General features: G+C 72.9%; 15 protein-coding genes and 1 riboswitch. Of the genes, 7 read left to right on the plus strand and 8 right to left on the minus strand.

Annotated features, from left to right (window positions below; genetic code table 11):
• Positions 1-42: 42 nt before the first annotated feature.
• The 3 genes from SNR22_RS22415 to SNR22_RS22425 form a co-directional block, all read right to left on the minus strand.
• Positions 43-678, minus strand: a complete 636-nt coding sequence (locus SNR22_RS22415) for an alpha-ketoglutarate-dependent dioxygenase AlkB (RefSeq protein WP_320068607.1) — start codon at positions 676-678, stop codon at positions 43-45.
• A gap of 116 nt (positions 679-794) precedes the next feature.
• On the minus strand, positions 795-1,850 hold the full coding sequence (locus SNR22_RS22420; protein ID WP_320068655.1) for a spore coat protein: 1,056 nt from the start codon (positions 1,848-1,850) through the stop codon (positions 795-797).
• A gap of 185 nt (positions 1,851-2,035) precedes the next feature.
• Positions 2,036-3,361 (minus strand): polysaccharide pyruvyl transferase family protein, encoded by a 1,326-nt coding sequence (locus SNR22_RS22425; protein ID WP_320068608.1) that lies wholly within the window; start codon positions 3,359-3,361, stop codon positions 2,036-2,038.
• Positions 3,362-3,669: 308 nt separating this feature from the next.
• Here SNR22_RS22425 and SNR22_RS22430 point away from each other — a divergent pair, with 308 nt between their 5' ends.
• The 4 genes from SNR22_RS22430 (at position 3,670) to SNR22_RS22445 (ending at position 7,987) form a co-directional block, all read left to right on the plus strand.
• Positions 3,670-4,881 (plus strand): acyltransferase, encoded by a 1,212-nt coding sequence (locus tag SNR22_RS22430; RefSeq protein ID WP_320068609.1) that lies wholly within the window; start codon positions 3,670-3,672, stop codon positions 4,879-4,881.
• A gap of 206 nt (positions 4,882-5,087) precedes the next feature.
• On the plus strand, positions 5,088-5,492 hold the full coding sequence (locus tag SNR22_RS22435; RefSeq protein WP_320068610.1) for a hypothetical protein: 405 nt from the start codon (positions 5,088-5,090) through the stop codon (positions 5,490-5,492).
• A gap of 142 nt (positions 5,493-5,634) precedes the next feature.
• Positions 5,635-6,399 carry a hypothetical protein gene (locus SNR22_RS22440; RefSeq protein ID WP_320068611.1) on the plus strand — a complete coding sequence of 255 codons (765 nt, stop codon included), beginning with the start codon at positions 5,635-5,637 and terminating at the stop codon, positions 6,397-6,399.
• 360 nt (positions 6,400-6,759) lie between these two features.
• Positions 6,760-6,901: riboswitch (cyclic di-AMP (ydaO/yuaA leader) on the plus strand.
• A 222-nt stretch (positions 6,902-7,123) separates the two neighbouring features.
• Positions 7,124-7,987 (plus strand): C39 family peptidase, encoded by an 864-nt coding sequence (locus SNR22_RS22445; protein ID WP_320068656.1) that lies wholly within the window; start codon positions 7,124-7,126, stop codon positions 7,985-7,987.
• A 108-nt stretch (positions 7,988-8,095) separates the two neighbouring features.
• Here the strand turns inward: SNR22_RS22445 and SNR22_RS22450 are convergent, their stop codons facing one another.
• From SNR22_RS22450 to SNR22_RS22465, 4 genes are read right to left on the minus strand one after another with little or no spacing between them, the layout of a single operon-like run.
• Positions 8,096-9,793 (minus strand): CDP-glycerol glycerophosphotransferase family protein, encoded by a 1,698-nt coding sequence (locus tag SNR22_RS22450; RefSeq protein WP_320068612.1) that lies wholly within the window; start codon positions 9,791-9,793, stop codon positions 8,096-8,098.
• 43 nt (positions 9,794-9,836) lie between these two features.
• Positions 9,837-11,336, minus strand: a complete 1,500-nt coding sequence (locus SNR22_RS22455) for a bifunctional cytidylyltransferase/SDR family oxidoreductase (protein WP_320068613.1) — start codon at positions 11,334-11,336, stop codon at positions 9,837-9,839.
• Between the two features lie 49 nt (positions 11,337-11,385).
• Entirely contained in the window at positions 11,386-12,204 is an 819-nt protein-coding gene (locus SNR22_RS22460; protein WP_320068614.1) for an ABC transporter ATP-binding protein, read from the minus strand.
• Entirely contained in the window at positions 12,197-13,093 is an 897-nt protein-coding gene (locus SNR22_RS22465; protein ID WP_320068615.1) for an ABC transporter permease, read from the minus strand. The genes SNR22_RS22460 and SNR22_RS22465 overlap by 8 nt, the downstream gene beginning before the upstream one ends.
• 275 nt (positions 13,094-13,368) lie before the next feature.
• Here SNR22_RS22465 and SNR22_RS22470 point away from each other — a divergent pair, with 275 nt between their 5' ends.
• Positions 13,369-13,977, plus strand: coding sequence for a TetR/AcrR family transcriptional regulator (locus SNR22_RS22470; RefSeq protein ID WP_320068657.1), 609 nt, complete (start codon positions 13,369-13,371; stop codon positions 13,975-13,977).
• A gap of 126 nt (positions 13,978-14,103) precedes the next feature.
• Here SNR22_RS22470 and lhgO read toward each other — a convergent pair whose 3' ends face one another.
• Positions 14,104-15,300, minus strand: coding sequence for an L-2-hydroxyglutarate oxidase (lhgO, locus tag SNR22_RS22475; protein WP_320068616.1), 1,197 nt, complete (start codon positions 15,298-15,300; stop codon positions 14,104-14,106).
• 120 nt (positions 15,301-15,420) lie between these two features.
• Here lhgO and SNR22_RS22480 point away from each other — a divergent pair, with 120 nt between their 5' ends.
• Together SNR22_RS22480 and SNR22_RS22485 are read left to right on the plus strand one after the other, a co-directional pair.
• Complete coding sequence (locus SNR22_RS22480; protein ID WP_320068617.1) at positions 15,421-16,560, plus strand: DegT/DnrJ/EryC1/StrS family aminotransferase; 1,140 nt, start codon at positions 15,421-15,423, stop codon at positions 16,558-16,560.
• Positions 16,561-16,585: 25 nt separating this feature from the next.
• Complete coding sequence (locus SNR22_RS22485; RefSeq protein ID WP_320068618.1) at positions 16,586-17,518, plus strand: NAD-dependent epimerase/dehydratase family protein; 933 nt, start codon at positions 16,586-16,588, stop codon at positions 17,516-17,518.
• Positions 17,519-17,591 lie beyond the last annotated feature (73 nt).

Raw genomic sequence — 17,591 nt, forward strand, 5'->3', positions numbered from 1 at the left:
TCCGGGCCCGCCGCCGGTGCGCGCCGACGCGCCGCAGGGCCCTCAGGCGACGCCGACGGGACGGAACTGGACGCTGACCCGGGGCCCGACCGGCCGGGCGGTCTTCGGGATCGCGTGCTCCCAGGTGCGCTGGCAGGAGCCGCCCATCACCACCAGGTCGCCGTGCCCGAGGGGGAAGCGTAGGCTCGCCCCGCCCCCGCGGGGGCGCAGCACCAGCGGTCGGGGCGAGCCGAACGAGACGATGGCCACCATGGTGTCGGTGTGTGCCGAGCGGCCCCGGGTGTCGCCGTGCCAGGCGACGCTGTCCCGCCCATCCCGGTAGAGGCACATTCCGGCCGTCACGAACGGCTCGCCCAGCTCCGGCGCGTAGTGCGCGGTGAGGGCCGCCCGCGCCGCGGCGAGCACCGGGTGGGGCAGCGGCCGGTCAGCGGCGTACCAGCAGAGCAGCCGGGGCACGGCGATCTCGGCGTCGTACATCGTGCGGCGTTCGGCCCGCCACGGCACCTCGGCGAGCAGGGTGTCGAGCACCCGGTCGGAGCCGAGGACCCAGCCGGGCAGGTGGTCCACCCAGGCGCCCCGGTCGAGGGAGCGCCGGCGCAGCCGCCCGGCCAGCGGCCCCAGCGAGGGCCCGTCGGGGGCGAGGTCGAGCATCGACGGCTGGTAGGCGGCACCGGACATGGGCCCATCCTAACCGGCTTTCGTACACCCGTACGAGTGGGCGGGTCGGGTGGCCCGGCCGCCGTGGGGGACCATCGCGGGCCGCTCGCCCCCGCCCCGACCAACCGCGGGCGGGATCACCCCGGAGACGCCGCGCCGACCAGCGCGAGCACCGCGTCGGCCACCCGTACCCGACCCTTGCCATCCACCGTGGACCAGGCGCGGGCGGCGAGCACGGCCCGGCGCTCGGGGGCGGTCAGCAGGGCGCGCAGCGTCCGGGTGGCGTGCGCCCGGGCCGTCCGCCCGGGCAGGCCGGCGGCGGTCAGCGGGGGCAGCTCGCCCAGGCCGGCCACGATCCGGTCGGCCACCACCCGGTGGTACGACTCGCGCTGGTTGTCGACCACGCAGACCAGGGCCGCGGGCGCACCCAGGCAACACAGCTCCCAGGTCGATGTGCCCGCCGCGCTGACCACCAGGTCGGCGGCGGTGACCAGGGCGGGCAGGTCGTCGGTGGGCGGGACGGGGCGCAGCGCCTGCCCCCGTCCCGGGGTCAGCGCCGCCAGCTCCGCCTCGACGTCGGCCCGGCCGACGACCACCGTCAGGTCCATCGGGTTGCCGGTGCCGAGCAGCACCCGGGCCAGCACCGGCGCGGCGCCGAACGCGTCGGTGCCGCCGAAGAAGGCGAGCACCCGGGGCCGGCCGGCCGGCGTCGGCGGGCGCGGCGCCACCGGCCGCGCGGCCACCACGCAGTCGCGCAGCAGGGAGTACGCCGTCCCGGCGAGCAGCCGGCCGGGCAGCGGCCCGTACGCGGCGTCCAGGTTCTGGTCCAGGTACACGTCGGCGTCCTGCCCCCGGGTGTCACCGTCGACGACGGCGAGGGTGATCACCCCCGCCGCCCGCAGCGCCCCCGCCCCGGCCGGATCCAGCTCGTACGAGTCGAGCACCATCACGTCCAGGCCGTGCCGGCGGGCCGCCGCGACAAGATCGTCGGGGCGTTCCGGCCCGGGGTGCAGCGCGACGCCCCGGTCGGCGAGCTGCCGGGCCGCCCAGCCGACCCCGCCGACGGTGCCGAAGAACTCCACCCGCACGCCCCGGGCGAGGAACTCCTCGGCCAGGGCGAGGCAGCGCACCAGGTGCCCGACCCCGCGGGTCGGGCCGGCGTCGCAGCGTACCCCGACGCGTACCGTGCTCAGGACTCCTCCAGCCGCTTCCGCTGTGCCCGGGCGTTGGGGGCGCGCAGCGCCGCCGAACAGCTCCGGGGTGGGTGTACGCATCCGAGGTTACGCCGCGCCCGGTGGCGCCCGGGGCGATCCGGCACAGCGTGGTAGGCGTGGATGGCGTGTCGGGCGGGGGATCGCTCAGCAGCCCGGACGGGGCGTCAACGGTTGAGTATCTTCCGCATCCGTCCGCCCACCGCCGCCCGGACCCGGGTCCGCAGCCGCTGGGTGTGGAGTTCCTCGACCTTCTCCCCGAGTTCCTGGTTACGGTCGCGCAGCCACTGGATCCGGGCGATCAACTCGGCCGGATCGGTGGCCGTCTGGGCGCGGACCGCCGGGGGGTACGTCGTCTCGGCGACCTGCCGGTCGAACCGGGCGGTGCTGTCGCCGTCGGCGAAGGCGTGCCCGAGGTCGTGCTTGGCCAGGAACGCCATGAACGTGTCGAACCGGGCCTGGTGCCCGTTGTTGAGCGCGGTGTAGTCGGCCTCGTCGTAGAGCGCGATGGCGTCCACGTCGGCCGGGACGTCCTTCATGATCCGGTGCGGGATGTCGAAGTACCGGGCCAGCTCCAGGGTGCGGGAGTCGTGCGCGAAGAGGTAGCCCGGCGTCCCGGCGACCAGCGCGGTGATGGTGCCGTGGATGCGGGTGCCGAAGTTGAAGTCGAACCCGGACAGGTAGTCCATCCAGGTCCACGGGTCGACGAACATCCGCACCTTGTCCTCGACGAAGAGCGGGTGCGAGGTGTGGATCGGGATGGCGGCCTTCTTGCCGCGCTCCTCGGGCAGGTCGCCGTAGAGCAGGGTGCCGAGGGTCTTGAGGTCCTGTGGGAGGTAGCGCAGGTTCGGGTAACGCTGGTGGTGCGAGGTGATCACCTTCGCCATCGACTTGACGTACGGGGAGACGGTCAGCGCCACCCGGTCCTCGACGGTGAGCGTCGCCTTGCGCTTCTCCACCCGCAGGCCGTCGCCGTGCAGGAACATCGACGGGCAGCCGATCACGTCGACCGCGGAGAAGCCGAGGCTGCGCAGGTAACCCTCGGTGATCTCGCCGCGTACGCCGATGCTGTGCGACCGGTCGAGCACCGCCTTCACGAATGCCTTCACGGCGTCGTCGATCGGCCGCAGGTACTCCCGGTCGCCCTTGACGTCGGTCTGCGCGCCGACACCCAGCACCACCACCGGGATCTTCAGCCGCTCGATGAGCTGGGTCAGGTGGCCCAGCCGTTGGGCGTAGCTGCGCCGGAACGCGTTTGCCAGCGGCACCACGAAGACGTCGTACCGCTCGTTGATCTCGTCCGCGTCGCGCGGGTTGGCCCGGAACTCCGACGAGGTGATCTGCGCCGTCGAGGTCCGCAGGATCTTGTGCGCCGCGTGGCTGAACACGAGGTTGCCGGTGTTGTCGCCGATCCAGTTGCGCTCGAACGTCTCCTCCGGGGAGTAGACGTCGAACGGCCCCTTCTTGGCCCGCAGCAGGATCCGCTGGTGCATCGGTATTTCCCTCTCGTCGTGTCCGCCCGGTGCCGGTGGGCCGGCGGGGCGTCGACCGGACGCGGCCCGACCGAGGTCGGAGCGGGCGTGCCCGTTGGCTGGAGACCGCGATATTAAGCCATCGGGCGTCCGCGGTCCGCACGCATGTCGCCGCACGGCCGGCCCGGGGGCCCGGGAGGGCACAGCAGGTAGGGTGCCCGGCGGACGACACCAGCCGGCCCCGTCACCCCGCGGCGGCGGCGGCCGTCCGGCACGACGAGACGAGGAGGCGCGGTGCTGGTTACCCTGCGGACGGACGGGCCGCCGGCATGACCAACCCACCGACCGTGGTACGACCTGGGCAGCCGGCCCACCGGGCGAGTCGCCTGCCCTCGCTGACCGGGCTGCGCTGGATCGCCGCACTGCTGGTTTTCGGCTACCACGTCGGCACCATGCGGATCGTCGCCGAGCCCGACTACCAGGCCGTCATCGACTGGTTGTTCACCCTCGGACTCTCCGGGGTGGAGTTCTTCTTCATCCTCAGTGGATTCGTGCTGGTCTGGTCGGCCCGCGACGGGGAGCGCCGCCGCGACTTCTGGCGCCGGCGGCTCGCCAAGATCTACCCCAACCACCTGCTGATGTGGGCCGTGGTGCTGCTGACCGGTGTCTGGGTCTTCGCCGACCCGGTCAACGTCCGCGCCGCGGTGGAGAACCTGTTCCTGCTCCAGGCCTGGGACCCGACGCCCGGCTACTTCTACAGCGTCAACTCGGTGAGCTGGTCGCTCTCCTGCGAACTGTTCTTCTACCTCTGCCTGCCGCTCGCGCTGCCGCTGGTCCGCCGGGCGCGGCCCGCGGTGCTGTGGGCGGTGGTGGCCGCCGTGCCGCTGCTGATCGTGGCGCTCTGGCCCGGGCAGCGCCTGGTGCCGCAGGAGAGCAACTGGTGGTTCACCCAGGTCTTCCCGGTCGTGCGGTCGCTGGAGTTCTGGATGGGCGTGGCCGCGGCCGAACTGCTGCGTCGGGGACGCTGGCGGGGCCCCGGCCTCACCGCCGCCAGCATCATCTTCGCGCTAACCTGGATCGCCGCCGCGCAGTGGATCCGCGCCGAGCTGTGGGCGGCTCTGCTCGCCGCGGCGTACCTGCTGGTCATCGTCGCCGCAGCCGACGCGGACGTGCGCGGCGTGCGGACGCCGTGGCGGTCCCGGCCGATGGTCTGGCTCGGCGAGGTCTCCTTCGCCTTCTACCTGGTGCACGTCTTCGTCATGGTCACCGTCCTGCGGCTGTCTGACCGGCTCGGGGTGGGGCTGCCCGGCTGGTGGGGGCCGCTGGCCGTGGTCGGCTTCCTGGCGGTGAACCTTGGGCTGGCCGCGCTGTTGCACCGGTGGGTCGAGATGCCGCTGACCCGCCGGCTCGGGGCGTCCCGCCGCCCCCGACCCCCGGCCGCCGAGACCGGTGCCGGCGCAACACCCTCTGCCGGTGACCCACCGGCGGTCCCCGTGCCGGAGCCCACCGGCGAGTACGTCACCCTCTCCGAACGACGCTGACGCCCCCGCGTCCCTCCCCGATGGCCTCCCGGCCCCCTCCCGGTGGCTTCTGGCCGCCCGCGACCGGGTGCCGTCCGGCCCGGAGGGCGGCCATCCCGGGCGTTCCGGGCGGTCGGCCCACCTTTCCGGTGAAGACCGGGCGATCGGGACGTCACGACACGCCCGGCGGTGGTGCGTCGTGCGGTCGGTTTCGGTAGCGTGACCGTGTGCTGCCCGTCGCGCTGACCTGTCCCCTCTGGTGGGTCGCGCGCTGGACCGCCCGGATGCTGACCAGCCTTGCCGTCGCGGTCGCCTTCTCGCTGGGTGCCGGGCCGCTGCCCATCGATGCGGCGCTGCCCGTCGGCGCCGCCCCCGACGCCGCAGCCCCGGCCTGGTCTCCCGCCGGCGCACTTCCCGCCAGCGGGGTGCCCACGGTCGGCTCCGCCCCGGCCGTCAGAGTGTTCCCGCTCGGCTCCGGCCGGGCCGCCGCCGCCCCGGCCGGCTGGATCCCCGTCGGCGCGGTCCCGGTCGGCCCGGCGGGTCGGCCCGTGCTCCGCCCGGCCACGCCACGGCGGGCGCCGGCCGGCCTCGCCCCGGCCACCGTCGGCTCCCGCGCGCCACCGCGCGGCTGACCCGCCCGCGGGCCGCGCCCGCGACGCCGTCGTCTCCGCACCTCACCACCGCACCGATCCGCCCGGCCCCGGCGGCGCCCCGCGCCCCCACTCCGCGGCGTGCGGTCCCGCCTTCCGCAGCCTCTTTCCGTAGGTGCCGACCATGGACATCGTTCTCTACCAGTTCCTCGTCGAGGTGCCGCTGGCCGCCGCCATCTGGTCGGTGCTGCTCGTGGTGGCGCTCACCGTGCTCACCGTCCTGGTCGCCCGCCCGGAGCGGGACCGGCCGACGGACGAGCCCGCCCCGCCCGCCGTCGATCTGGCCGCGCAGGAGGCCGTCGACCTGCGCCGGTACGCCGAGGAGGTGGCGGTGGCCGCCGCCGGGGCGGCCCAGACGGCCCGGCGACGCCGCGACGCGTGGCTCGCGGCCCAGGACACGGTCGAGCGGGCCTGGCAGGCGTACGACGAGGCGGAGGCCGCCGCCCGGCGTCTCCGTGGCGCGCATGCCCTGCCGCCGCCGCGCACCCCGCGTACCCCCGCCGAGTACGCCGCCCGCGAGCGCTGGCTGCACCACGCCGCCACCGCCGCCCACCTGCGCGGCGAGCTGTCCATCCGAGAGCTCTGCGACGTCTTCGCGCACCGGGGCGGCTGGGATCCCCGGCTGCACCCGGTGGAACAGGAGGTCGTGCTGGCCCGTGCGGTGCGGGACGGAAAGCAGTCCGGGTACCGGGCGGCGGCGGCCCGGGAGCGAACGGCGTGGCGGGACGCCGACCTGGCCGCCGAGGCCGCTGTGGCGCTCTCCGCCGAGGCGTACGCCGCCGCGCAGCGGGCCCGCCCGGTCGTGGCGCCCGCCGCGCGGGCGGCCACGGCGCCAGCCCGACCGGCCGTTCCGGCCGCCGCCCGCTGGCGTCCGGCCCGCATCGGCTGACCCCACCGCCCCGGCCCTCGGTCGTGCCGGCCCTCGCCCCGGTTGCCCGGTTTTTGGTCGTGCCCGGCCCCGCCTGTGTGCCCTGATCCCGTGAGCCCGGTCACATCGACGCGGAAACGGGCACCGGCGCCGTGCCGGCCCAAAGCCGACGCAATTCGCCGACGATCACGACCGGTTGTCCGATTGTTCGCCCTCCGCGCCGGATAGGGCCCTCATCCTATTGAGCCGCGTCAGTTCATCTGTCCACCGAAAGAAAGCTGAATGGCGCATGTTTAAGCAGGTGGCGGTGGGTTGGCAGGCTTCCGGCCGGCCAGTAATGTCGGGCCGTCTGGTGCGGTAACCGATCGCAAGAGGCGACGCCGCGCCGACCCGCTCAATCGTGAAATTTACGAACCGGGGAACCAGTGCACGTTGGGGTGAATCCGCGGGCTTCGGCCCATGGTAGGGCGATCTTCCCGCCCGAATCCGTCAGCTAACCCGGTAGGCGGTCTCGGAAGGAGTGCCATCCTCGTGCAGCACGATTCCACCCCTCGGTTGTTCCTCCCACACGGTGCCGTGGTGCCCGCGTCCGTCGCCCCAGGGCTGACGAGCTGACCGTCGCATCCGCCCCGCGCCCGCCTGACCGGGCGTCTGTTCAGAGCGGTCCCCACCGGCCTACGGGCGTGTCGTCCGCGCCGTCATACGGCGACGTACGCCCGGGTGCCTCCGCTCTCCACCCCCGTCCCTGGAGGAACACGTGAACGATCACCTCAAGCGGCAGTTGCGGCGGCTCGCCGGCGAGCGCCCGTACCAGGTCGTCGCCGGTTCGGCCGTGGCGCTGGTGCTGGCCTCCGGCACCAGCGCGCTGCTGGCCGGCTCCGATGACGCCCCCGCCCCCCGACACACCACGGCGGCCGCAGCCGAGATCGCGCCCCGCCTCGACGGCACCGTCAGCCGCGCCCAGGCCCGGGCCACCGCGAGTGCGTCGCCGAGCGCCACGCCGTCGCCGAGCGCCACCTCGGCGACCCCGGATCCCGATCTGACCACCAAGGCCGCCCCGCGCAAGACCACGGCGAAGCCGGCCGCCTCGAAGTCGCCGTCGTCGAAGGTCCTCGACTACGACTACGCGGCCCAGACCACCTACTACTACTGCGGCCCCGCGGCGGTGCGTAACGCGCTCTCCGCCACTGGCGTCAAGAGCACCCAGGACGCGCTGGCAGCCGACCTCGGCACCACCGAGATGGGCACGAACTCGGCCGCTGACACCACCCGGGTGCTCAATGAGATGGTCGAGGGCGACAACCCGTACCGCACCCGGATGATCTCGGGTGGCTCCGCTACCTCGGCCCAGATCGACCGGCTCCAGGCCGACGTGGTGAAGGCGGTCGCCGCCGGCCGGGGGGTCGTGGCGAACATCGCCGGGGACGCCACCGACGTCAACGGCGGCTGGCACTCCTTCCCCGGTGGTCACTACATCGCCGTCGTCGGCTACCGCAACGACGGCCGCACCGTACGCATCGCCGACTCGGCTGACCCGTCCCTCCCGTCGTACTGGGTCAGCACCATCACCCTGGCCCACTGGACGGCCACCAGAGGCTACTCGGCCTAACACCCACCCCACCCCGGTATCGGCCCGGGCCAGGACAGCCTGGCCCGGGCCGATCCCTGCCTTGGCCCCGGCCCGGTCCGGGCCGGCCTTGTCCGGGCCGGACCGCGGTCAGGGGGTGGGGGTGAGGGGGGAGCGGGGGGCGCGGGGAAGCGGTGGGGTTGCGGTGGGGGTCAGTTCCTGGCGGGCCGCTGACAGGAACGCCTCGGCATACTCCTGCGCAGGGAAGTCGCCCAGGTAGCGGGCGCGGGTGGTCCAGCGAGTCGCCGCCCGGGAGTCGCTGTCCAGCAGGTCGACCAGCACCTCGTCGAGGTTGGCCGCGTCGCGCCGCAGCACGTAGCCCGAGCCGGCCAGCGGGAACCGCTCGACGAACCGGTCGCCGTCGCCGCCCATGTCCGTCACCGCGTACGGCTTGCCGGAGTAGAGGTAGTCGGAGATGACCCCGGATACGTCCGACACCAGCGCGTCGGAGCGGTTCACGCACTCGACCAGGGACAGCTCCCGGCTGGCCGCCGCGCCCCAGACGTGCTGCCGCCCGGTGCGGGCCCGGTCCGCGGCCAGCAGCTCCGTGAGCCGGGCGAGCTGCCGCGCCGACGCCGGGTTCTGCGCGGTGTACGGGTGGGCGCGAAGGATCACCGTCGCGCCCCGGGCCAGCAGCCCGCGCAGGATCGTCCCGGCTACCGGCAGGGAGCAGTAGTTCGCGTCGGCGTGGTGCCCGGTCCAGGTCGGGGTGTAGAGCACCGTCGGGTTGCCCAGGCCGGTGACCGGCTCCCGGCGTACCTCGATCGACTCGACCTGCGGGCGGCCGACCACGACGAACTTCTCCGCCGGGATGTCCACCCCGGCGCGGGCGTACCGGTCGATCGCGGCCGGACCGGCCACGAAGATCCGGTCGAAGATCGCCGAGACCGGGTTGGCGCTGGGCGCCTTGTCGCTGTCGCCGTGGTGGATCTGCACGTGGGTGAGCTGGGGGAACCGGATGCAGTGGCTGTTCTTCGCCCCGTGGTTGACGTAGAACGCCACCCTCAGGCTCGGCACCAGCGCCTCGTCCATCGTCTTCAGGGTGGGGCAGTAGACCACCGGCGCGGTGGTGGCCGCGGCGATCGGGGCGAGGAACTCCGGCTCCCGCACCATCACGAGGAACGGCCGGCCGATCCGCTCCAGGTACGGCAGCCACATGGTGACCTGGTACTCCGATCCCGGCGGGGCGGAGAAGTGCAGCAGGAACTCCGGCTGGTGCGCCCGCAGCGCGCGGGTCACCGCCCCGCCCCCGGCCCCGGGCCGCAAGCGCCGACGGGCCAGGTCCAGGGCCACCGCCGCGGCGCCCGCACCGGCCACCAGGGCCAGCAGCAGGGCGACCGGCGCCGGCAGCACCAGGGCGGCGGCCGCTGCCACTGCGGCGAGTAGCACCAGCAGGGCATCGCCCAGCCGGGCGGCCACCAGCGGGGTCCACGACCGGACCGGGAGGTTGGCGGCCCGGATCTCCAGGTCGCCCGCCTGGCGCAGCGGCCCCACCAGCAGCACCAGCCCCAGCAGGACCAGGGCTGTGGCGGCCAGCGCCGGGTCGAAGCCGGCGTCGAGCCGGCGCGCGTACCCGACCAGGATGCCGGCCGCGAGCAGTACCGACTCGGCGGTGCTGTCGGCGGCCGGCCGCACCCGGCGCTCCCAGGCGGCGGCGGCCAGCGCCGTCACCGCGAGCGCCAGGCCCCAGCCGGTCGCCCCGGTCAGGGCGAGGACGAGGAACGCCAGCACCGCCAGACCGGTGGTCGCCGCTCGGGCGGTCAGCTTCCTGACCAGGTCACCACGCATGTCGCTTCCGCTTCTCCCGCCCCGTCGCGGTGGCCGTCGTCGCTCAGCCGGCCGCGGCCGGGGCGGTCGCCGGGCCGCCCTGGGCGGGAACGTTCGTGGTGGGTGCCTCGCCCGGCGCCCGCCGGACGTCGATGACCTGCCCGGTCAGGTCGGAGATCAGCACGTCCAGCGAGGACTGGGCGACGGCCTCCGCGGCGAGCAGGGTGTGCTCCGGCTCCTCGCCGAACGCCTTGGTGCGCATCGGGGTGGCGGTGCGCTCCGGGTTGATGCAGTTGACCCGTACGCCGAACTCGGCCCACTCGTCGGAGAGCGCCTGGGTCAGGTTGACCAGCGCGGCCTTGGTGGCCGAGTAGAGCGCGTAGCGGGCCCGGCCCCGGGTGTACGAGCTGGAGGTGTAGAGCAGCAGCTGGCCCTTGGTCTGCTGCAGGTACGGCAGGGACTGTCGGGCGATGGTGACCGGGCCGACGAAGTTGACCTGCAGGACCCGGTCCATGGTCTCCTGGTCCATCTCCGCCAGCTCGCCCTTCTCCAGGATGCCGGCGGTGACGACCACGTGGTCGATCCGGCCGGTGGCCTCGAAGGCGGTCTTCAGCGCGGCCTCGACGTCGGCGGCGCGCTCGACGTGGGTGCCGGTGGTGGAGCGGCTGAACGGGAAGACCTGCGCGCCGTGGCTGCGGGCCAGCTCGGTCAGCTCGTGGCCGATGCCGTAGCTGCCGCCGAACACGACGATGGTCCGGCCGGTCAGCTCCTCGGCGTAGCCGTGGCCGGTGAGCCGGGGCGCCTGCGCGGCGGCGAGCTGGAAGAGCTTGTCCGCGAGGTGCACGTCGACCGGGTGGGTGACCTTGATGTTGTCGTCCGAGCCGTCGATCACCTTGATCGGGGTGTCGGGCAGGTAGCGCAGCACGACGCCGCAGTCGTCGGTGGCGGCGAAGTTCGGGTCGCCCTCGGCGATCCGGTACGCCTCACGGATGGTGCCGGAGCGGAACGCCTGCGGGGTCTGGCCCCGGCGCAGGGTGGCGCGGACCGGGATGTCGGTGATGCAGTCGTCGGAGTCGACCTGGATGATCGTGTCGGCCGAGGGGATGGCCACGTCGACCGCCGAGTAGGTCCAGAGCGCGTTCACGCACTCCCGGACGATCCGGCCGCTGAGCAGCGGGCGTACCGCGTCGTGGAAGAGGATGTTGACGTCGCCCTCGCCGACGGCGTCCAGGGCGATCCGGGTGGTCGCGTTGCGGGTGACGCCACCGGCGATGACCTTGCTGACCTTCCGGAAGCCGGCCTTGTCGACGATCTGCTGGGCGTCGGGGACGTGCCCGACGGCCATCAGCACGATGATCTCGTCGATCTCGGGGGCCGCCTCGAAGACCGCCAGGGTGTGCTCGATGATCGGCTTGCCGGCGATCTTCAGCAGCTGCTTCGGGATGCCCAGGCCCAGTCGGGTCCCGGTACCACCGGCCAGTACCACCGCCACCGTCCGCGAGGGCCGCCACGGCACCGGGGTCTCCGGTGCGGCGTCCGGGCCAGTGGTGTGGTCCTGCGTCATTGCCGATCCTCACTCTCAGGGAATGTCACAACGATGGGATGCCGGAACTCTACTTGCCGTTGGAGAAGTCCTCGTATGCGCGCAGCACCTCGTCGGTCGGCCCGTCCATCCGCAGCTCGCCCGATTCCAGCCAGATCGTCCGTTCGCACGTGTCCCGGACCGAGGAGAGCTGGTGGCTGACCAGGAACACCGTGCCGGCGCCCTCCCGCAGCTCACGGACCCGCTGCTCGCTGCGCTTGCGGAAGCCCTTGTCGCCGGTCGCGAGCGCCTCGTCGATCAGCAGCACGTCGTGCTTCTTCGCCGCGGCGATGGAGAAGCGCAACCGGGCCGCCATGCCGGAGGAGTACGTCCGCATCGGCAGCGAGGCGAAGTCGCCACGCTGGTTGATCCCGGAGAACTCGATGATCTCGGGGGCCAACCGCTGCACGTCGTCCGGGTGCATGCCCATGGCCAGGCAGCCCAGGGTCACGTTGCGCTCCCCGGAGAGGTCGTTGAGCAGGGCGGCGTTGACGCCCAGCAGGGACGGCTGACCCTGGGTGTAGACCGCGCCCCGGTTGACCGGCAGCAGGCCGGCGATGGCCCGCAGCAGGGTGGACTTGCCGGAGCCGTTGCTGCCGATCAGGCCGATCGCCTCGCCCCGGTACGCGGTGAAGCTGACCCCCTTGACGGCGTGCACCTCCCGGACGTTCGGCGCGGAGGTGCGGGACACGATCCGCTTCAGCGCGGCCACCGGGCTGGTGCCGCCCGCGGCGCCCTTGTGCACCCGGTAGATCACGTGCGCGTCGTCGACCACCACGGTCGGGATGCGCTCGATGATCCTGGGCAGTGTCACGGTGACGTCGTTGGACGTCTCGATGTGCTCAACCACGGCCGTACTCCTGTTCGCCCCGCCAGAAGTAGATGAAACCACCCACGCCCATCACGACCGCCCAGCCCACCGCGTACAGCCAGAGCTGCAGCAGCGAGGTGTTGAGCAGCGGAGCCTGCTCCAGCAGCGCGTGCCGGGCCAGCTCGATGAAGACCAGCATCGGGTTCGCCTCGACCAGCTTGGTCGCCCAACCCGGCAGCTCCTCCTCGAACAGCGCCACGCTGTAGAGCACACCGGAGCCGTACATCCAGGTGCGCAGCAGGAACGGCATCACCTGCTTGAGGTCGGCGATCTTCGCACCCGCCCGGGCCACCGCCAGGGTGAGCCCGGCGTTGAAGACCGCCTGGAGCAGCACCGCCGGCACCAGCATCAGCCACTCCGCGGTGAGCGGCTCGCCGGTGACCAGAACGATGCCGGCGAGCACCACCAGGGAGGCCATCAGCTGCTGGAACTGGGTGAGCATGACGGCCAGCGGCAGACAGGCCCGGGGGAAGTGCAGCGCCCGGATCAGCCCCAGGTTGCTGGTGATCGACTGGGTGCCGTTCTGCACCGTGGTCTGGGTGAAGTTGAAGATGAACAGCCCGGCGGTGAGGTACGCGATGAAGTTCGGAATGCTGTCCTGCTTCAGCACCAGGCCGAAGATCAGGTAGTAGACCGCCGCGTTGGTCAGCGGGGTGAGCACCTGCCAGAGCTGCCCGAGCCGGGCGTTGCTGAACGAGGCGACCAGCTTGGCGTTGGAGTACGCGGCAATGAAGTGCCGGTACGTCCACAGGCGGCGGGTGTAGTGCGCCAGGGACGGCCGCTCGCCGGCGACCCGCAGCCCGTGCCGGGCGGCCAGTTGCGCCTGGGTCAGGCCGGCGTCGGGGTCGGCCAGCGCGGTGTTGGCCATGGGATGGGCGCTCCGATCTTTCGTACCAACGAGATGCGCGCGACGACGGTTCTTTCGTACCAACGAGATGCGCGCGACGACGGTGTAGAGCGTGGCCGGTGCCGGGAGCGCGGCCTCGTCGCTGCGTGGAAAGGTAGTCCATCAACACGTCGGGACGCAACCGTACCGTCGTTGCGGTACATTGTCCCACGTGACAGCCGAGAAGATCCTTCCGTGACACCCGTAAAAGGCCTGCCGTGACCACCGCGAAGAGGCGGGCGCCGGCCGGCGCGGCGGTGCTCCGGGGCGAGATCACCACGGCCATCCGGCGCGCGCTCATGCAGGAGCTCGCCGCGGTCGGCTACGGCAGGCTCTCCATCGAGGCGGTCGCCCGGCGGGCCGGGGTCAGCAAGACCGCGATCTACCGGCGGTGGAGCTCGAAGCTGGAGCTGGTCCTGGAGATCGTCGTCGCGGCGGCCGGCAGCAAGCTGCCCTCGCTGGACACCGGCACCCTGCGCGGCGACCTCACCCTGCTGTGCCAGCTGGTGGCGCACGCCCTGAGCCACCCGCTGGCCTCGCAGATCATCCCGGACCTGCTGGCCGAGGCGGCCCGCAACCCCGAGATCGACGAGGCGCTCCAGGCGGTGCTGCGCGCCAAGCAGCAGGAGATCGGGGGGTCGCTGGTCGCCCGGGCCGTCCAACGTGGGGAGCTGTCCCCCGGCCCCGATGCCGGCACCGCCGTGGACCTGATCGTCGGGCCGCTCTACTGGCGGCTGGCGATCGCCCGCGCCGCCCCCACCGAGGCGTACCTCGACGTGCTCGTCGAGGCCGTGGCGACCGGCCTCGGTGCGGCCCCGGCCGTGCCCCGGCAACGGGACGCGGCCCTGCCGGCCACACCCGTCTGAACCACCCCGCCCCGCCGCCGTCTCGTCCGCCACCACCCCGCCCACCGTCGGTCCGCCCGGTGCTACCCCGTCCGGCGTCGGCCCGTCCGGCGTCGGGCGGCGCCGGCCTCGGCCGCCCGGGTGCCGTCAGCGGCCGGCGTCGACCGGGAGCCGGGACACGATGTGCCGGGCGATCTCCAGCGAGCTGGTCGCGGCGGGGGAGGGGGCGTTGAGCACGTGCACCTGACGGTCCGCCTCGACGATCAGGAAGTCGTCGACGAGGCCGCCGTCGGGCAGGATCGCCTGGGCGCGCACCCCGGCGCCGGCCCGGACGATGTCCGCCGGGGTCAGCTCCGGCACCAGCCGGGCCAGGCTCGCGGCGAACTTCTTCTTCGACAGCGACCGGGCCGCCTCGGTCAGGCCGTACCGGTAGTGCCGGCGGGCCAGCGCCCACAGCCCGCGGTAGGAGAGCTCGTCCCAGACGTCGCGCGGGCTGACCCGGCCCCACGAGTAGCCCTCCCGGGCGGTGGCCAGCACGGCGTTCGGCCCGGCGTGCACGCTGCCGTCGATCATCTTGGTCAGGTGCACCCCGAGGAACGGGAACTGCGGGTCCGGCACCGGGTAGATCAGCCCCCGCACCAGGTCGCGCCGCTGCGGGGTCAGCTCGTAGTACTCGCCCCGGAACGGCACGATCCGTACGGGCGTGGGCACCCCGGCCAGCCGGGAGATCCGATCGGCGTGCAGCCCGGCACAGTTGATCAGCACGTCGCCGATCACCTCGCCGTTGGTGGTGGTGATCACCACGCCGTCGGGCCGGTTGGCCACCCCGGTCACCTCGGTGCGGGTGCGCAGGTCCGCCCCGGCGGCGGCGAGCAGCTCGGCCAGCTTGCGGCAGACCGCGCCGAAGTCGACGATGCCGGTCGAGGAGACGTGCAGCGCGGCGACGGCCGCCACGTGCGGCTCGTACTCGGCGGCCTCGGCCGCCTCGATCAGCCGCGCCGGCAGGCCGTTGGCGCTTGCCCGCGCGTGCAGGGCGCGCAGCCGGGGCAGCTCCGCCGGGTCGGTGGCGACGATCAGCTTGCCGCAGATGTCGTACGACAGCCCGTGCTCGTCGCAGAACTCGACCATGGACGCGCTGCCGGCCTTGCACATGGTGGCCTTCATGCTGCCCGGCTTGTAGTAGACCCCGGCGTGGATGACCCCCGAGTTGTGCCCGGTCTGGTGCGCCGCCCAGCCGGCTTCCTTCTCCAGCACGGTCACCGAGTCGCCGGGGCGGTCGGTCACCAGCCGGTGCGCCACCGCCAGGCCGACGATGCCGCCACCCACGACCACGAACCTAGTCATCTCATCTCCCCTGCCCGGCGCTGGCCACAGATGGTAACGAAGTCGCCCGGCGCGTCCGATTCGCGTCCGACCCGCACAGGTGGCCTAGACTGCTGCGGGTCCAATTTCTCGGGGAGTCACATGTCTGAGGTCATCGCGCTCGGTCAACCTACGGTCGGCGAGGCCGAACTCGCCGCCATCGCGGAGGTCTTCGCCTCCGGCTGGCTCGCGGGCTCCGGCCCCACCAGCCGTCGGTTCGAGGAGCGCTTCGCCGCCGCCGTCGGCACCCGGCACGCGCTCACCACCAGCAACTGCGGTTCGGCGCTGCACCTGGCGCTGCTCACCCTCGGGGTCAAGCCCGGCGACGAGGTGATCGTCGGCGACTACACCTTCCCCGCCACCGGCCACTCGGTGATGTGGGCCGGCGCGAAGCCGGTCTTCGCCGACGTCCGGCCCGACATCTGGACGGTCGATCCGGCCGCGGTCGAGGCGGCGATCACCCCGCGCACCGTCGGGATCATCGCCGTCGACGCGTTCGGTCAGCCCGCCGACTACGACGAGCTGCGCGCCATCGCCGACCGGCACGGGCTGTTCCTGGTCGAGGACGCCGCCTGCTCGGCCGGGGCCACCTACAAGGGTCGCCCCGCGGGCAGCCTGGCCGACGTGGCCACCTTCAGCTTCCACGGCCGCAAGGGCATCACCGCCGGCGAGGGCGGCGCGTACGTCACCGATCGCGAGGACCTCGCCGCGCACGCCCGCAAGCTGCACACCTACGGTGTGGAGGGCGCGCTCACCCGCGCCGAGCTGTCCCACCTGCCGATCCCGACCTTCACCGAGCTCGGCTACAACTACCGGCTCTCCGACGTGGCCGCGGCGATCATGATCGCCCAGCTCGACCGGCTGCCGGACCTGCTCGCCGCGAAGCGGCGCACCGCCGCCCGCTACGGTGAGCTGCTCAAGGACCACGACCTGATCACCACGCCGTTCGAGGCCCCGGACCGCGAGCACCCGTGGCAGTCCTACGTGGTCACCCTCGACCCCGCGGTGAACCGGGGCGCGGTCGCCCTCCAGCTGCGTCAGCGTGGCGTGCAGTGCACCTTCGGCACGTACGCCTCACACACCCAGCCGCTCTACGGCCAGACCGCGCCGTGCCCCGTGTCGGCGGACCTGTTCGCCCGGCACCTGGCGATCCCGATGCACGCCAACCTCACCGACACCCAGGTAGAGACCGTCGCCGCCAGCCTGGTCGACGTCGTCACCACCACGGCCTCCGGCCGCTGATCCCCCAGGAAGGACACTGTCCGCCATGTCGAAGCAGACCGTCTTCATCACCGGAGGTGCGGGCTTCATCGGCCTGCACGTGGTGCCGTTGTTGTTGGAGAAGGGCTACCGGGTCCGCCTCTTCGACAACATGTTCCGGGGGGACCGGGACCGCGTCGCGGAGCTGGTGGCCACCGGCGACGTCGAGCTGATCGACCAGGACGTCCGCTACGGCGGCGCCGTACACGCGGCCATGAAGGGCTGCGACTACGTCATCCACCTGGCCGCGGTTTCGATCAACAAGAGCCAGGCCGACCCGTACGAGTCGATCGACATCAACATGGTCGGCAACCACAACGTCTTCGCCGCCGCTGCCGACCACGGCGTGAAGCGGCTCGTGTTCGCCTCCTCCGCCTCGGTGTACGGCGACCCGCAGAAGTTGCCGATGCACGAGGACGACCGGCTCGACCCGCTCACCCCGTACTGCATCTCCAAGCGGGCCGGCGAGGACCTGCTCGGCTTCTACCAGCGCAGCAAGGGCCTCAACTGGATCGCCCTGCGCTTCTTCAACGTGTACGGCCCCGGCCAGAAGCCGACCGCGTACTACACCTCGGTGATCAACCACTTCGTCAAGCGGCTCAAGAACGGCGCGCCGCCGGTCATCGACGGCAAGGGTGAGCAGTCGATGGACTTCATCCACGTCCACGACATCGCCCGCTCGGTGGTCGCCGCGATGGAGGCTGAGCAGGGCAACGTGCCGGTCAACATCGGCACCGGCATCGACACCTCCGTCGCCACCCTCGCCGAGATCCTGATCAAGGCGGTCGGCGTGGACGTGGAGCCGCAGTTCAACCCGCGTGAGGTGCTGGTCAGCCGCCGGGCGGCGGACATCACCCGGGCCCGTGAGGTGCTCGGCTGGGAGCCGACCATCGCCGTGGGCGACGGCATGACCGACCTGATCAAGACCGAGGTGGCGTGACTTAACCGCCGTCCGCCGGGGGCCCGTCGTCGCACGGGCTCCCGGCCCACCCGTTTCGCGGCGGCGTTCGACG

The sequence above is a fragment of the Micromonospora sp. RTGN7 genome (assembly GCF_033804645.1).
In the GTDB taxonomy this organism is placed as follows: domain Bacteria; phylum Actinomycetota; class Actinomycetes; order Mycobacteriales; family Micromonosporaceae; genus Micromonospora.

Excerpts from the sequence above, each read along its gene's own strand:
- SNR22_RS22485 (WP_320068618.1), top strand. The coding sequence starts at position 16,586 with ATGTCGAAGCAGACCGTCTTCATCACCGGAGGTGCGGGCTTCATCGGC.
- SNR22_RS22430 (WP_320068609.1), top strand. The coding sequence starts at position 3,670 with ATGACCAACCCACCGACCGTGGTACGACCTGGGCAGCCGGCCCACCGG.
- SNR22_RS22465 (WP_320068615.1), bottom strand. The coding sequence starts at position 13,093 with ATGGCCAACACCGCGCTGGCCGACCCCGACGCCGGCCTGACCCAGGCG.
- SNR22_RS22455 (WP_320068613.1), bottom strand. The coding sequence starts at position 11,336 with ATGACGCAGGACCACACCACTGGCCCGGACGCCGCACCGGAGACCCCG.
- SNR22_RS22440 (WP_320068611.1), top strand. The coding sequence starts at position 5,635 with ATGGACATCGTTCTCTACCAGTTCCTCGTCGAGGTGCCGCTGGCCGCC.
- SNR22_RS22450 (WP_320068612.1), bottom strand. The coding sequence starts at position 9,793 with ATGCGTGGTGACCTGGTCAGGAAGCTGACCGCCCGAGCGGCGACCACC.
- SNR22_RS22415 (WP_320068607.1), bottom strand. The coding sequence starts at position 678 with ATGTCCGGTGCCGCCTACCAGCCGTCGATGCTCGACCTCGCCCCCGAC.
- SNR22_RS22425 (WP_320068608.1), bottom strand. The coding sequence starts at position 3,361 with ATGCACCAGCGGATCCTGCTGCGGGCCAAGAAGGGGCCGTTCGACGTC.
- SNR22_RS22480 (WP_320068617.1), top strand. The coding sequence starts at position 15,421 with ATGTCTGAGGTCATCGCGCTCGGTCAACCTACGGTCGGCGAGGCCGAA.
- lhgO (WP_320068616.1), bottom strand. The coding sequence starts at position 15,300 with ATGACTAGGTTCGTGGTCGTGGGTGGCGGCATCGTCGGCCTGGCGGTG.